The organism is Sphingobacterium tabacisoli (assembly GCF_017908035.1).
GTDB classification, from domain to species: Bacteria; Bacteroidota; Bacteroidia; order Sphingobacteriales; family Sphingobacteriaceae; genus Sphingobacterium; species Sphingobacterium tabacisoli.
In genome coordinates, this window is sequence record NZ_JAEQMU010000001.1 from 1,527,373 (window position 1) to 1,543,094 (window position 15,722).

The 15,722-nt window shown below is 42.4% G+C and carries 11 protein-coding genes; 3 read left to right on the plus strand and 8 right to left on the minus strand.

Annotation, left to right across the window (positions count from 1 at the left end; translation table 11 throughout):
• The first annotated feature begins 13 nt into the window (after positions 1 to 13).
• From JKG64_RS06445 to JKG64_RS06455, 3 genes are all read left to right on the plus strand, one after another.
• Positions 14 to 565 (plus strand): hypothetical protein, encoded by a 552-nt coding sequence (locus tag JKG64_RS06445; protein ID WP_210353499.1) that lies wholly within the window; start codon positions 14 to 16, stop codon positions 563 to 565.
• 401 nt (positions 566 to 966) lie between these two features.
• A complete protein-coding gene (locus tag JKG64_RS06450; RefSeq protein ID WP_210353500.1) occupies positions 967 to 1,443 on the plus strand; it encodes a hypothetical protein in 477 nt (158 codons plus the stop codon).
• An 8-nt stretch (positions 1,444 to 1,451) separates the two neighbouring features.
• Entirely contained in the window at positions 1,452 to 2,000 is a 549-nt protein-coding gene (locus tag JKG64_RS06455; protein ID WP_210353501.1) for a hypothetical protein, read from the plus strand.
• Between the two features lie 217 nt (positions 2,001 to 2,217).
• Here the strand turns inward: JKG64_RS06455 and JKG64_RS06460 are convergent, their stop codons facing one another.
• The 8 genes from JKG64_RS06460 to JKG64_RS06495 all read right to left on the minus strand — a co-directional run bounded on the left by JKG64_RS06460 (position 2,218) and on the right by JKG64_RS06495 (position 15,463).
• Entirely contained in the window at positions 2,218 to 3,099 is an 882-nt protein-coding gene (locus tag JKG64_RS06460) for a PorP/SprF family type IX secretion system membrane protein (protein WP_210353502.1), read from the minus strand.
• 98 nt (positions 3,100 to 3,197) lie between these two features.
• Positions 3,198 to 7,124 (minus strand): MBG domain-containing protein, encoded by a 3,927-nt coding sequence (locus tag JKG64_RS06465; RefSeq protein WP_210353503.1) that lies wholly within the window; start codon positions 7,122 to 7,124, stop codon positions 3,198 to 3,200.
• 771 nt (positions 7,125 to 7,895) lie between these two features.
• On the minus strand, positions 7,896 to 8,852 hold the full coding sequence (locus tag JKG64_RS06470) for a nitrilase family protein (RefSeq protein ID WP_210353504.1): 957 nt from the start codon (positions 8,850 to 8,852) through the stop codon (positions 7,896 to 7,898).
• A gap of 78 nt (positions 8,853 to 8,930) precedes the next feature.
• Positions 8,931 to 9,731 (minus strand): helix-turn-helix transcriptional regulator, encoded by an 801-nt coding sequence (locus JKG64_RS06475; protein ID WP_210353505.1) that lies wholly within the window; start codon positions 9,729 to 9,731, stop codon positions 8,931 to 8,933.
• A 57-nt stretch (positions 9,732 to 9,788) separates the two neighbouring features.
• Entirely contained in the window at positions 9,789 to 10,436 is a 648-nt protein-coding gene (gene pdeM / locus JKG64_RS06480; RefSeq protein WP_210353506.1) for a ligase-associated DNA damage response endonuclease PdeM, read from the minus strand.
• Positions 10,433 to 12,883, minus strand: a complete 2,451-nt coding sequence (locus JKG64_RS06485; RefSeq protein ID WP_210353507.1) for a ligase-associated DNA damage response DEXH box helicase — start codon at positions 12,881 to 12,883, stop codon at positions 10,433 to 10,435. Before JKG64_RS06485 ends, pdeM begins: the two co-directional genes overlap by 4 nt.
• Positions 12,867 to 14,468 (minus strand): ATP-dependent DNA ligase, encoded by a 1,602-nt coding sequence (locus tag JKG64_RS06490; protein WP_210353508.1) that lies wholly within the window; start codon positions 14,466 to 14,468, stop codon positions 12,867 to 12,869. The genes JKG64_RS06485 and JKG64_RS06490 overlap by 17 nt, the downstream gene beginning before the upstream one ends.
• Positions 14,465 to 15,463, minus strand: coding sequence for a ligase-associated DNA damage response exonuclease (locus JKG64_RS06495; RefSeq protein ID WP_210353509.1), 999 nt, complete (start codon positions 15,461 to 15,463; stop codon positions 14,465 to 14,467). Before JKG64_RS06495 ends, JKG64_RS06490 begins: the two co-directional genes overlap by 4 nt.
• Positions 15,464 to 15,722 lie beyond the last annotated feature (259 nt).

The following is a 15,722-nucleotide window of genomic DNA, read 5'->3' on the forward strand; positions in this document are numbered from 1 at the left end:
ATTATTAACACCAATGAACCATTATTACTTAATTCTCTTTACTTCACTATTTGCCAGTAGCTCTGTTCTTGCACAAATAGCTCCTGAAACACGTGTAGAAAAAAAACAATTTACTTATCACATGCTGGCCGGTATATCTGCCGAAATGGGGGTAGCACGAACAAGCACGATCCGTGTGTCGGGGCCTATTGAACTTGGATTTGTATGGCAAGCGACCTCCTCCAGTTCAGACCTTTATGCCTATCTGCGTCCCTCGGTAAACGGAGAATTTAGATACTATTATAACCTGGATAAAAGGTACACTCAGGGAAAAAGAGTTGACAAAAACTCAGCGAACTTCATTGGTCCTATAATTAGTCTCTATGGACCGGCAATTGTAAAATCGGAAAATATTAGTGTCGTCGACTTTGCGAGTGTATTTGGTGCAGTATGGGGTATCCAGCGTAACTATGGACAGCGGTTTAACTTTCAGCTATCGTTGGGGCCTGGTATAGGCATTACAGAGGAAAAGACTTCATTTACGCCTGTAGGTCAACTTTCATTTGGTTTTCGGATAGGAAAATAATACGCTCGACAACCGAAAATATGGTAAAGGTTTCAAAACCGGGACAATGAGAAAGAAACTTGGAAGAATGTATAAATAGTAAAAGCAGATTATTTTATAAAGAGAAGTGAAAAAACTGAATTTTGAGGAGTTTATGATCCACAATCTAAGAACGATTGCCGAAAATAAATATATTAATATCACTAGAGCTGTTAATACTATGATATTGTTTTGATATTCCTAACACTGACGCTCACTCTCTTGGTCTTGAGGGCCTGTAAAAACTTTTCATAAAGAATTAGAGGATTTGACAAGACAAAAAATTATTACCACACTAGGAAATAACTTATCTTCACTTAACGATCGAATACGAACTAGAGAAGCGTATGAACTGGGACGTAAGGGTACAAAATGCAATTGATATGAAAAGAGTTACTTTGCTAATTTTACTAACCACGCTAAGCCTAACCGGCTATAGTCAATCTGGGGACAATGAGGACTACCTTTCCTTATTCAAAAGAAGTTTTGCAATTAACTTTAGACTTCCAAAAAGCTTAGAGGATGTAGGAACATCTGTTTTCGCAATCATGAAAATAGGGTTTAATAACAAAGGTGAGGTGGATAAACTAGAGTTTTCAGATAGTGCACCAAAAGAATTTATAGAAGAAATGAATAGAATAAAAGACAAAGTAAACTTTCACGCTATCTATAAAGACCTTCGCATTTCAGATCCCGATATACAGGTATTAGTCCCGATACAACTGGATGCATACAAGCCATCTCTAGGTCCTTTAAGTGTCCAGAAAGATGTCTTAGACAAGTTGTATCTGTTCAAGGGAAAGACCATTACAGGATCGTATTTGTTTTATGAAAGGATCTCTCAACAATACTTTTATTAAATCTAGGTATGAAAATATTAAAATTATACTTCACCATTATAATGCTTTGCATGGGTAAAGTTGTATTTCCTCAAGTAACACCTACTTTTAAAGGACATGAACAGTTTCAACTTTCATTCAACAAAGCTATCCAATACCCATCCCAACTTATTCATCGCGTCATTCCGACAATCACGATGATGAAAGTTAAATTTGACGAGACCGGAACGGTTGATTCCATCTTATTTTCGGATAGTGCCTTCCCACAGTTTGTTGAGGAAGTCAATAAAAAGAAAAATGAGATAGAGTTCCATTATCTCTTGGAGGATATTCCAGAAGCTAGCCAACAAGATATGTGGATTCTAATCCCTATTCGTTTTGATTCTTTTATTGGCTCAAAGAAATCGGAAGTTCTAACATTTGACATGGATAATCTTTATCTATTTTCAGGTAAACATTTAAAAGGAAAGTTTTTCTTATACCCAATGATATATTCTGTAAGGGGACAAGGTTTTCCAACTCCAATAATACGTTCAACAACTGAAAATACGTTAAAGGTTTCAAAACCGGGACAATGAGAAAGAAACTTGGAAAAATGTATAAATAGAAAAAGCAGATTATTAAAACATGAGAAAACTAGCTCTTGTATTGTGCTCCATATCTTTTCTTACATTAATCAGTTGTAAAAAGGATAATTCAAGTGTTATGGAAGAACCTGAATATTCGATAATGATTAGTTCATTAAAGAAAAGCAAGCTGACTTATACCGTCTCTGTCCAGAAATTAGTGCATTAACTACAAGAAGCTCATTCCTCCCACACGGTAACGAAATCCCATTTCGTGGGTATTGGTAGATATTTTTTGATTGAGCGTATGTCCACTGACGCTAAACTGATAGCTGTAGCCCACACCAAAGTTGCCAAAGTTGAGCTGTAGCAGTCCTGATAAATCGCCCTGATTTTGCACGCCCATACCTAAGCCGATCTTAGGTCCCATAAAAGCTAGTACACTTACATCGTAGCGTGGCGTCATCTCCTGCATGTGGCTCACTAGGAATGACGGACGCAGTCTGAAGGTGTCATCCAGACGGATCAGCATCCCTCCGGTCACATAGATTACATCGCGAAACTCATATTCCCGTTCAATATTTCTTTTCAGTGAAAATCTTGGCATCGCGACACCGACATAAAATTTATCTTTTTGGTAATACGAAGTACTCACGCTCAGCACCCCTGCCGTACCACGTACATCCTCCCAAAAAGCGGGGTCCTGATCGTCCAGTTGGCGGTAGTTGCCCTCATAGAACAATAGTCCTCCTCCCATCGAGAGGCTCAGGTATTCATCCTCCCCTAGCCGTACTGCCTTAGCGACATAGGCTGTAATCTCATTTTCGCGAACTACACCCAAGGAAGCGTGCTTGAAGTCCCCCCCTATAGCGAGTCCCAGGTTCTTGACCATACCATGACCTGTAACCCATACCGATCTGGGCGCTCCGTCAACTCCTGTCCACTGGCTACGACCCAATGCAGCAAAACTGCCGCGCTCGTCCATGGTACTCAGCGAGGAGTTGAAACTGTTACGCAATTGACCAAATTGATTATAACTCATCCCATGCTGTGCCCGGCTGCACAAAGGCAGCAAGGACAACAGGCTCATAATTATGTTTAATGTTTTCATGTTATCTCGTTAACCTGTTATCAAGTTATGTTGTTATCTTGTTATCGAGCTATTCTGAACTCTAGTTAACCTGTTCACTGGATAACTCGATAACTTCATCATCTCCTAATCACAAAAAATCCTCTTTCACGTTTCCAGGTATTTCCATCTTTTAAATCGATGTAATAGTAATAGGTGCCATCACGATGACCTCTTCCAAAGAATAGGCGATCTCTATTGTCATATCCCTGTATTTCAGCTAATACAACTCCATTTTTATCAAAGATGGTGACCTTATTTTCAGGATAGTTGCCGATTCCCTCGATCATTAGAAACTCATTGATACCGTCGCCATTTGGTGACACCGCCTGATGTACGATAATAGGCAGTGTCGCCCCCGCATCGATACGTATAGACATCGTGACAGCTGTAGCAGCTTCGTAGTTCTCATTGCCCGCCTGTATAGCGGTAACTTTGACCGTGCCGAGATGCAAGACACGTAGGTTGGTACCCGATATGGTGGCTATAGATGCATCGTCTACGCTTACGCTCACTGGTAATCCCGAGCTTGACGTAATATCCAACGCCACCGTACCTGCATCTCTATTTAGTACACCTGGATCATTGAAGCTTATTGTTTGTGTCGCTTTTGTGATCATCAACTTAGCCATCTTCGAACCGTTCTCATAGTTATTACCGCCGTCTATGGTCGCCGTTACAGTGTACACACCTGCTTCGGTCTGCCCATTATTGGTATAGCTGCTTACTGTAGCGCCGGCAGGTAGATCGGTAGCTGACAATGATTTTGCCGTACCATCGTAGGTATAGTTCGCATCTGCAAAGGTGAAGTTGGGCAGTGTCGCTTTAGTGATCGTCAACTTGGCCGTCTTCGAACCACTCGCATAGTTGTTACCGCCATCTATCGTCGCCGTGACGCTGTATACTCCTCCTTCGGTCTGATTATTATTAGTATAGTCGCTCACTGTAGCGCCGGCAGGCAGATCGGTAGCCTGCAGAGACTTCGCCGTACCGTCATAGGTATAGCTCGCGTCTGCAAAGGTGAAGTCGGGCAGTGCCGCTTTAGTGATCGTCAACTTGGCCCTCTTCGAGCCACTGACATAATTGTTACCGCCGTCTATCGTCGCTGTGACGCTATACACTCCTACTTCGGTCTGTCCATTATTGGTATAGCTGCTTACTGTAGCGCCGGATGGTAGATCGGTAGCTGACAATGATTTTGTGGTACCATCGTAGGTATAGTTAGCATCTGCAAAGGTAAAGTCGGGCAGTATCGCTTTAGTGATCGACAATGTAGCGGTCTTCGAACCGTTCTCATAGTTATTACCGCCATCTATCGTCGCCGTGACGCTGTACACTCCTACTTCGGTCTGTCCATTATTGGTATAGCTGCTTACTGTAGCGCTGGCTGGTAGATTGATAGCTACCAATGATTTTGTAGTACCATCGTAGGTATAGCTCGCGTCTGCAAAGGTGAAGTCGGGCTGTGCCGCTTTACTGATCGTCAGCTTAGCTGTCTTCGAACCGTTCTCATAGTTATTACCGCCGTCTATCGTCGCTTTGACGCTATACACACCTGCTTCGGTCTGATCATTGTTGGTATAGCTGTTTACGGTAGCGCCAGCTGGCAGATTGGTAGCTACCAATGATTTTGTAGTACCATCGTAGGTATAGCCGGCATTTGCAAAGGTGAAGTCGGGAAGTGCCGCTTTAGTGATCGTCAATGTAGCGGTCTTTGAACCATTCTCATAGTTATTACCGCCGTCTATCGTCGCTGTCACACTGTACACTCCTGCTTCGATCTGTCCATTGTTGGTATAGCTGCTTACTGTAGCGCCTGCAGGCAGATCGGTAGCCTGCAAAGACTTCGCCGTACCATCGTAGGTATAGCTCGCATCGGCGAATGTAAAGTCGGGAAGTGCCGCTTTAGCGACTGTAATAGCTACTGCTTTCGTATTGTTTGTCTTATCTGGATCATGTGAGCTAGATTCAACTGTTGCAGCTATAGTTCGAGCACCCACACTTTTTGCTTCCAAAACAATTTCTAATTTTTCAGATCCTCCATTTGCTAACTGTGGAAATGTCCAATTCACCTTCCCTGCTTCATAAACTCCGCCTTTTGTAGCACTTATATACTGAAATCCTGCTGGTATATCAGCTTTTACTCTTACATTCGTTGCCTCATCTGTACCGTTATTGCTTACGGTTATAGTAGCGGTTACCCTGCCGCCATATGTTGTAGGATTTGGTTGCGCAGTCATCGTAATCGATATATCTGCTTGTTCACCTATTACAATAATACCTGTTGTAAGTGGAAAGCTACTCCATGCTAAAGTGGAGTTATGTCCAACTGCATCTACGATCTTATCGTTAGGATTTAATTTTAAACTAGAAATTGCTATTCCATCTAGGTCTAAATCTGTTGCTTGTACGGTATACTTAAAATTTAATTCTTTTGTTCCATTCCCACCACTATATACTGCCTGCACCGTTTTAGTACCTATACTAACCTCGAGATATGGTGTACCTGTTACCTCAACCTCTTCGTCGAATGTTACGGTAAACGCTAAAACATCATTTTTTTTATATGTTCTGTTATCAGATCCAACAACAGAGGCTATCGTTGGACCATTCATATCCAACAAAATACTTTGCTTTAGTATACCGACATTACCAAAACGATCAACAAGACGCACATAAACGATCTTATCTCCATCACCAAGTGGCAAGGTATATCTTTTGCTGGGGTTATAATCTTCTATGGGAGACCACGTATTATTGTCTGCTGAAAATTGCATAGTCACAATCTCATTAGCACTGGCATCGGGAGTAATTAGGATATCTACTTCTTGCGCTGTGGTATAGGCAGCTCGATTATTAATCATCAAACTTCCCGTAGGTATTGTTGTATTCAATGCAAAATTCCAAAAATAGAGTGGCGATATATTACCAGCTGCATCAATCAACTGAACTTTAACAGATTTAGCTCCATTTTCAGATCCTACCCCAATTGAAAAACGTGATTGATAGGCTTGCGTGGTGGATACGGGAGAATCATTAACGGAATATCGCATACTAACGATATCGGTAACGCCTGGATCTGGTGTAATCCTTACATCTACATATTCATGATTGGTGAAGTAGCTTCCATTATTAATGATAACCGTCGCGGTTGGTCGTGTTTTGTCTATGGTGAACTGAATGATTTTTATTTGGTTGCCTGCTGTTACGCTTAACGTATATGTACCCTCGGTGCTAATAATAGTACCGCTATTGAAAGGATGACCATTCAGCGTTGCAGTTCCAACATTAAAATGAGGTGTTACATTTGAGTTGTAAAGACCTCCATCCGTTACGCCTGTAATCTTAATCTCGACGATCTCCGTATAGGTAATAATTAAATAAGGACGCTCAGTACCCCCTATATGTGTTTCAGTGGATTGAATATAATGATCAAAAGACGTTATATTAGCTGCTGTGGCTTGTTCCGCAGTAAATGCTGATAATATAAATGTTGCTCGAGGATCAGACTTGGATATTTCGCCGGAGACGTAGCTTGTAAAATCAAAGGGACCAATAACAGGCTTAGCAGTTGGAGCATTTGTAGCTACCGATCTAGCTATTGTAGATCCTGCAATAGGAGCTGGTAAAGTAGAAGTATTTACAGCATCTTGAACCCAACCGTGATTCAAACTTGGTGCAGCCTTCAATGAAAAGTTGGCCGCGCTTTGGATGGTGCCACCAATTATCGGAAAATAAAGATTGGCAGATTCTACCTTGTACCCTTCTGGAATTGCAGGCAAGTTGTATTTTAATAAGACTTGAGCTTCCATAGGCACGCCAAATGTGCCTTGATAACCTACATCAAGATAGCCGATGTTTCCATCCTCTTCCATAGCCTTCGATCCACCAGTACCCTTATAAATAATTCCGGTGTCTTCTGATGCATAAATATGTGACGGCGCCTGCCCCAATACACTGTTCGATAGGAGGAAGAGCAGGATAAAAAACACGTATTTTTCTTTCATTATTGATCGTTAATAAGTTTTAGTTCAGTAGGGATCGACTCTAACTACCTGAGCATAGTTGGCCAGGTCAGCCATTGAGGCAGATAAAACTTCATAATCATATTTTTTGATATTAGTACGGCAAAGTTAATGAATATAAATGCCTAAAAGGGCATCCAAGGGGGGGACAAATTGGGGACAAATGTCAAAAAAAGCTCGCTAAGGGGCTATGAATGGGGTATAATGAGTAGAGAACAGCATTTTTCTTTTAATCTATACCTAAGTTCGTAATGATAACCGCCACCCCTATCAATCAAGGAATGTATGTATAATGACTTTAATAAATGTGCTGTCTAATTTTGAAATAATGGTATCCTTATTTAGATAATCGATCTTTAACCTTTCGTTATCGAGCTGTAAGTGATCGCTCGATTGTCTGTACCAGAGTTTTTTGTATCGGTCGCGGCTACCACCATAGAAAGCTGTACTGTCTGTAAGATTGCAGACGAAGTATCCATTTAGACTTCCTGTTCATTATTGTTTAGTTTATCCAGATATGTAATTTTAGATGGTAACAGAAAATTATCGTACGTTCTATCTAAGTGTGATATAGGATGATAAGTTCTAGCTAAAATTATCTAAATTCAGCTCGAAATACAAAATAATAATAGTTCAGTCTATCTGCTTTTGTACGTGAAGTCCTTAACGATCTAAGGGCTTATAAATTATATACCGGACCAAGAGGAATCAATGTAAACGAAGGCTGATTGAAGCTAGATACCTCTAACGAGATCACTCCTCGCCAGTATTCAACCAAACTACTTTTTGGATAGATTCATGTTCTCGACCGATAATGTCACGGTAGAGCTCAGGCCTACGGGCACTAATATACCGGTGACCTCCAGCCTCCAACAGCTTCTGAGGGGTAATCGTAGCTGTAACAAAACTATCTTCAAATGTGCGACACTCGGCTAAAATATCACCAAAAGGATCTATTACCATGGAACAACCGTTTTTTAACTGATCATCGTCCATCCCTATAGGATTGGAAAAAACAACATAAACCGCATTATCATAAGCGCGAGCCGGTAGCCATTTCATCAGCCAGCTACGCCCTTTCATGCCGTCAAACTCAAACCGTAAGGACGTAGGGTCGCTCTCCCGATTGTGCCACAGCTGAGGATCAACAAAACCTGCACCAGGTCTGGATGATGGTGTACACATTGTCACGTGTGGCATAAAGATAATATCGGCTCCTAATAGCTTTGTCGCACGTACATTTTCAATGACATTGTTATCATAACAGATTAGAATACCACATTTCCATCCCTTGATTTCAAAAATGGTATAGTCTTGCCCTGCTGTTAAATATGGGTTTATAAAGGGATGTAGCTTACGGTGTTTTGCAATCAAACCATTTTTATCTACACAGATATAAGGCTTGTATAAATTATCATTTTCGTCCTTTTCAAATAAGCCTGCAAGAATGACAATATTATATTTAGCCGCTATCTCCACAAGTCTTTTGGTACTCTCCCCGTCAGGGACATACTCAGCGACATCGAGCATTTGCTGCCTATCTAAATTTCGTGCAAAGGTATAGCCTGTAATCGAGCATTCGTGAAAGGCTATAACGTCTGCTCCCTGAGCAGCAGCTTGCTGAGCAAGAGTTTCGATAACGGCTAGATTGTAGACCTTGTCAGCACTTTTGTGCTCAAATTGGGCAGTAGCAATTTTTAATTTATCCATATTCTTGTTATTTATATGGTCAAAACTAATCTCTATCCGCTAAGACAAATTGTACAAACCCGACATTTGATCTAATCCTTACTTTAATTCCATAAAATTTACAGCTATTCTATTGGTGCCATTCAGGTATTCGGTCGGGGTAATACCCGTGTGTTTTTTAAAGATCTTGATAAGATGGGACTGATCAAAATAGCCGCTTTCATAAGCGATACTGGTCAGACTCAAATCGCTGGACCTGCTACGCAACAATTTCAAAAAGGTGTGCAGCTGGACTATGCTAGCAAATTTTTTAGGGCTCACCCCCACCTGTTGGCCAAATATCCGCTCGATATGCCGTTCGGTATAACCGCTGTAGCGAACCAATTGCTCGACTGTGCATAGACCCTTATGTTGAATTACGTACTGCAACAAGACTGGGAGTAAATTCTCAGAAGGAGTATTACGTTGAAACATCAACTCGTAAAAGAAGTTATTGAGTGTGTATACCTTATCCGTCAACAGCTGACAAAGCATCAGCGTCTCCTGCAGCGCTAGGACAGGTCTTCCAAAAGCATCGCTTGTAGGGACAATCTGATCTTTGAGTTCATGGGCTGATAGCCCGAGTAATTTGTAGAGTCCATCGGGTTGGAAGACAACTACGATAAAGGAAGTCTGCTTAATCAGACAAACGTCCTGAAAATGACTGATCTGCCCATACAAAAATGACGTAGGTAAGTAATGATTTTGATTAGTCGATAGATGGCCTTGATTATGCAAAAACACCATACCGGTGTTACCGTCGGAGAATAAACGTAGTTTTTGATACTGACAACTATTACTTTCTAAAAAAAGATAATGTTTGATATAGGGCGATAATTCCTTCGGTGGTAATATCTGCATAATCACTAATATAATAAAAATATGTAGGCAAGTCACACCTATTATGAATCTGTCCGATTAGATTACCGCAATTACATCATTACCAACTATAGCATACAACTGATTCTGCATTTCATTTTTTATTATATGTAAACCTGTCCACCGACCAAAAGCAGGGAGTGTGAATACATTGTGCTGCAGATAGAAACAGGGGAACCGAAATAGCTGTCGCCCCCGACCTCGGATCTGCACACCGGGATGAAGATGCCCGACAATATTCAGGATATGCTTAGGAATGCCAGGAAGGGCCTCATGCGATAGGATGAGATAGTCTCCCAACTGTAGAAAATCTACAACTCGGAGGCTTGTCTTGCCCAATATGGTATCGGAAAGGATATCGTGATTGCCCTTGGTCAGGATAAATTCGATCCCGTTAAACTGCTGTAGATATGAAGCGAATTCCTCCCACTCGCTATTCCAGATCGAATGAAAGAGGTCACCTAAAAATACGACACGCTGCACAGGAAACTGCCGTAGTAGATGTGTCAGGCGTTCCAAATCCTCCTGCATCTGCATTGGTGGGACAAACAGTCCCTCCTGTCTGAAATGGCCCAACTTGCCCAGGTGCCAGTCGGAAAGTATGAGAGTCTGATAAGATGGGATATATAACGCCTTTTGCGCAAGCAAAAGCAGATCTATCCCATTCCATTCTATTTGCTCGGTCATGGTTCTAGCCTTCCTGTCAACTGTAATTTTAAACTATCCAACCGACTTTGCCAGTCTTCATTGCTGTACCGCTCTCGGAAGGATTCGGAAAATATGGGGAATGCGAAAGGGGTCAACTTGTCCGGGAAAGATAAAATAATATTATGCGTGCTGATACGCTCGAAAGCACGTTGCATCCGTCCCTCCTCTAGTTGAAAATCGAATACTTCATCATAGGCTTGGCGCAATAACAAATTGTGCGGATCGTAATCCTCAAATACCGAGAAAAACAATCCTGCATTTGCCTGTAGATGTTTACTTTTCATCTGCTTGCCGGGGTATCCCTGAAAAACCAAACCGGCAATTCCTGCGATATCTCTAAAGCGTCGTCGGGCCATCTCCTGCACATTAATGCCAGAGGTAATATCCTGGTGAAGATCTTTTGGGGACAATAAGCGGGTAATCAATTCCTGATCAATAGAAAAAGGTACCGCTGAGAGTAATTCGAAACCGTACTCATTGCTAGCAATACTAAATGTCGCTGGCTGTACCTTCCCTAAACGATACGCTAGCACTTGAGCAAGCCCTTCGTGCACCAATTTGCCATCAAACGGATATACGAAAAGATGATAACCGTATTTGGTATGAATGTATTCTACTAGCAGTTCTTCTTCTCTAGGTAATCCTGAACGCTGTGCCTGTTCCTTAAATAAGGGTGCCAAAAAATTAATCTCAGGACTCTTTCCCGATTTTTTGTGAATATGGCTAAAGCTATGTCGAATAGCAATACCTAAGTCTGGTGATATTGAAAACCGTCCCCCCATCCACGAAGGCACGATACCTTTCTTGCCGGCACTAGGCTTTACGACAGCTTCTATATGGCGTACATGAATAAGTTCCAGCTGCCGACCCGAAAACCAAAATACATCACCAGGTTTCAGTCTGGAAATAAAGGATTCTTCGATAGTTCCCAAATACTTGCCCGACATAAACTTGACGCGTAACATCAGGTCGGAGACAATAGCTCCAACACTCAATCGATGCCGCATCGCCAGTTTACGACTTTCTACCCTATACAACCCATTGTCCAACACCAATCGGTGAAAATCCGGATAAGCAGATAGGGACTTTCCGCCATGAATGAGCATCGCCATGCACTGTCTAAACTCTTCCATAGTGATACTTTCAAAGCAATGTGTCTGTTTCAGCTCTTTGAAAATGACGTCCGCATCAAGACCATCGCCTACCGCCAATGTGGTCAGGTATTGCAGCAACACATCAAAACTGCGCACATATGGAATGCGCTGCTCGACGATATGGTTGGATATCGCATATTTCAAGGAATCTCCTTCAATAATCTCTAAGGAATTGGTAGGTACATAGTAAATATGTGAAGTCTCAAAAAGACGATGCCCCGATCGGCCTGCACGTTGTAAAAAGCGTGCCACCCCTTTGGGGGATCCAATCTGTATGACGCAGTCTACTGGGCGAAAATCAACCCCCAAATCCAAGCTACTGGTACAAACCACCGCCTTCAACCGTCCTTCATGCAGTGCTTCTTCGACCCATTGCCTTATCTCGTCACTCAGTGAGCCATGGTGAATGGCCAATATGCCCGCAAACTGTGGATAATGTGTGATGAGATGTTGATACCAGATCTCTGATTGGGAACGGGTATTGGTAAATATTAAGGTCGTCTGATACCGGTTGACAATATCGACTACTTTGTCCAAAAGTCTGATGCCTAGGTGTCCGGCCCAGGGAAATTTTTCTAAACTATCGGGCAAGACTGTTTCTACGGCGATATCTTTTTGTATCGCGGCACGTACCAACACTCCTTTATGTTGTTTTCCCAGAAGGATTTCCTGAGCTTCCTCGAGGTTTCCGATGGTAGCAGATACGCCCCAGATCTTGAGCCGGGGATTAATTGCTTTAAGACGGCTCAGGGCTAGCTCTACGAGTACCCCACGCTTGCTGCCTAACAGTTCGTGCCATTCGTCCACAATGATAAATTCGAGGTGTTTGAAATAATCAGTTGCTCCTTTTGATGACAAAATAAGATGCACACTTTCAGGCGTGGTGATTAATGCCTGTGGTGGAGATCTGCGCTGCTTTTGCCGTTCGGAAGTAGAGGTATCGCCTGTACGCAGTTCTACTGTATAGTCCAGCTCAAGGTCGGCACTTACTGCTGATGTTGCCTTGTAAATCTCTTTTGATAGTGCCCGTAAGGGGGTAATCCAAAGGGTATGCAATTTATCAGTTTTAAATTTCGCCTTTTTCTTGAGAAACCGGTCATCTCCATAATAATGCTGTAATATACCAAACCATAAAGCAAAGGTTTTGCCAAACCCAGTTGGCGCATTCAGTAGTCCGGACTTGCCGCGAGCAACAGCGGCCCAGGTCTTTTCTTGAAAACCATGGGGCTTCCAGCCCTGATTAAAAAACCATACATCAGCTATTGGGTTCATGTAAAGACTGTATCAATGTTAATAGATCCTGTTTGGTATTCGCTTCTTGTGCTGTCTTATCCTGCCTCCATCTGAAAATGCGGGGAAAGCGAAGCGCGATACCGGACTTGTGCCGAGGGCTCAGATTTATTCCCTCAAACGCTAATTCGAATACCAACTCGGGTTTGACACTCCTCACTGGGCCGAATTTTTCGATTGTATTTCGCTTTATCCAATGGTCAATCTGTAGCAGTTCTTTATCTGTCAATCCCGAATATGCTTTTGCAAAAGGCACTAATATACCCTCATCCCAAACAGCAAATGTATAGTCGGTATATAGGTTGGCTCTCCGTCCATGTCCCGACTGCGCATAGATCAATACACCATCTACGGTCATGGGGTCTGTTTTCCATTTCCACCAATTGCCCCGTTTTCGGCCTACCTCATACTTACTACTTTTGTGCTTGAGCATTAATCCTTCTGCATGATAGCGCCGTGCAGACACCCTAAAGGAATTCGCTTCAGTCCATGTTGCAAATTCCTTGAGCTCTGATAGTCGAAGTACGCCATCTACGGGATGAGTGGAAAGAATTTCCACCAACAAGTTGCGTCTTTCTAAAAGGGGCCTATCGCGCAGATCCACTCCTTGCCATTCTAGGATATCGTAACAGACCATCACTAACGGGACTTCTTCTAGATTACGTTTACTGCTATTTTTACGGCCTATACGGGTTTGCATCAATTGAAAATCCAATGGCCGGCCACCTTTCCAGGGTATGATCTCCCCATCGAATACGGTTCCATTAGGGAGAATAGTGTGAAGCCTCTGAAATTCGACAAATTTGTCTGTCATCAAGTCTTCACCGCGGCTCCAGACAAAAACTTCGTCTTGACGGATAATAATCTGTCCACGGATACCATCCAACTTGGGCTCTAAAATCCAGTCGTTGATATCTGCTTTATCGAAAAATGGAGATTCTACCGGATAGGCCAGGAAAAACGGATAGGGCAAAAAATGCTTATCTTTTAATATTTCCTGATGGAACAACGTGGCAAAACTTTCCTGAAAGGGATCCCATTTTCCGAGCAAGCGGTGCTCTACAACAGGTTCGTCCATATCCAGGTATTTGGAAAGTGCTTTGATTACCAACTTCCGCGATACCCCTACACGGAAATTACCAGTGAGTAGTTTATTAAATAAGAACAGACTGGTACCACTAAAGGTAGTCCAATACCTATCAAGGGTGATACGCTGTAGCTCTGGCGTATCTCGCGACATGGCGATAATATCCTGCAAGATAGGAAGAAGCTTAAAAGGGACGGAAGACCTGTCTTGAGGCAGGACTAACGCCAGTGTTTCTGCAAGATCACCTACTATATAGTAGGACTCTTCCAGTAGCCATAGTGGGATCCCCACCCGCTCGGCGATCCACAATCTCAGATCTGTGGTCTTGACGGGTCGCTTGGGTTTATATCCCATCAGCACCGATACCGCAAGTAGCTTTTCGGTCTCGTCGGCAGTCTTTAGGTATTCATATATAGCCTGTACCTTTTCTGAAGTACGTGTGGTGGCATCAATACGCTCAAACAAGTCTACAAAATTCATTCTTCCCCCTCCATTTCATCATTGTAAAGGGTTTGCAAGACGGAAGATCTTATATTATATCTTTCCGACACCCATCGTGCAAAGTTAGCTTCATAACCATGTGTTAGATAAATATGCGAAGCTCCTGTATTTTGAACCGCTGTATTAAGCTGATTCCAGTCGCAGTGATCGGATAGTGGGAAACCTTTGTCCACAGACCTGCGCCTTCTGGCCCCGCGCAGCTGCATCCAACCGCTGCACATGGCTTCTCGATAAGGCTTCAGCTTTTTCACCCAAGGACTATCATTGGCGGATGGAGGTGCAATAATTAAAGCTCCTTCCATCTTAGGACGATCTATTCCGGACGACATCCGTATCCCTGGGAAATCGTAACCTGCATCCGAAAGTACTTCGTTAACATTAGCTACAGCCCCATGCAGATAGATCTCTCCAATAGATTGATCCACATGTGCGAGTATGTTCTGGGCTTTGCCGAGCGAATAGCCGTACAAAACGGTATTAAATCCCTCTTGAGCATTGGATCTCCACCAAGCATTAATATCGGAATAGACTTTGGCATGGCCGGGAAACTGGTAGATGGGTAATCCAAAAGTGCATTCTGAAATAAAATGATCACATGTCACCAGCTCGAAAGGCTCACTCACACCATCAGATTCAAGTTTGTAATCGCCCGTAAATACCCATACTTCACCATTGTAAGCCAGTCTAATTTGTGCCGAACCTATTATATGTCCCGCAGGATGAAAAGAAATGCACACGCCATTAATATCGAATGATTCGTGATAGTGTACCCCCTGCACCGATTGTTCACCCCCTAGACGTAACTTGAGAATCGGCACTGTATGATGATGACAGATATAATGCTGCATACCCCATCGCATATGATCGCTGTGACCATGCGTAATAAGTGCTATTTTAACTGGTCTCCACGGGTCGATGTAAAAATCTCCCTGTTTGCAATATAAGCCATTTTCATTGACCGTTAGTAAGGACATATTTACGGACGTTTTTCTTCTCTTATCATTTCTAATGCTAACAAGTGATCAGCCTAATTGTTTAATGACAGGATATTTTTGATAAAAATTAAATATGGAACACCCACTATCTATCATCACAGTTTGCTGCTTAAAAAATAGAATAATGGTGTTTAATATGTGAATTGAACGCCAAACAAACTTTGTTTAGAAATAGGTTGTAGAATAATCTGCTTTTTGGGATAGCAGAAGGAGATGTTTATAAATTCAAGTTCTGTTC

Bases quoted from the DNA above. Each gene is read 5' to 3' on its own strand.
- JKG64_RS06445 (WP_210353499.1), top strand. From the start codon at position 14: ATGAACCATTATTACTTAATTCTCTTTACTTCACTATTTGCCAGTAGC.
- pdeM (WP_210353506.1), bottom strand. From the start codon at position 10,436: ATGACCGAGCAAATAGAATGGAATGGGATAGATCTGCTTTTGCTTGCG.
- JKG64_RS06495 (WP_210353509.1), bottom strand. From the start codon at position 15,463: ATGTCCTTACTAACGGTCAATGAAAATGGCTTATATTGCAAACAGGGA.
- JKG64_RS06475 (WP_210353505.1), bottom strand. From the start codon at position 9,731: ATGCAGATATTACCACCGAAGGAATTATCGCCCTATATCAAACATTAT.
- JKG64_RS06465 (WP_210353503.1), bottom strand. From the start codon at position 7,124: ATGAAAGAAAAATACGTGTTTTTTATCCTGCTCTTCCTCCTATCGAAC.
- JKG64_RS06460 (WP_210353502.1), bottom strand. From the start codon at position 3,099: ATGAAAACATTAAACATAATTATGAGCCTGTTGTCCTTGCTGCCTTTG.
- JKG64_RS06455 (WP_210353501.1), top strand. From the start codon at position 1,452: ATGAAAATATTAAAATTATACTTCACCATTATAATGCTTTGCATGGGT.
- JKG64_RS06470 (WP_210353504.1), bottom strand. From the start codon at position 8,852: ATGGATAAATTAAAAATTGCTACTGCCCAATTTGAGCACAAAAGTGCT.
- JKG64_RS06490 (WP_210353508.1), bottom strand. From the start codon at position 14,468: ATGAATTTTGTAGACTTGTTTGAGCGTATTGATGCCACCACACGTACT.
- JKG64_RS06450 (WP_210353500.1), top strand. From the start codon at position 967: ATGAAAAGAGTTACTTTGCTAATTTTACTAACCACGCTAAGCCTAACC.
- JKG64_RS06485 (WP_210353507.1), bottom strand. From the start codon at position 12,883: ATGAACCCAATAGCTGATGTATGGTTTTTTAATCAGGGCTGGAAGCCC.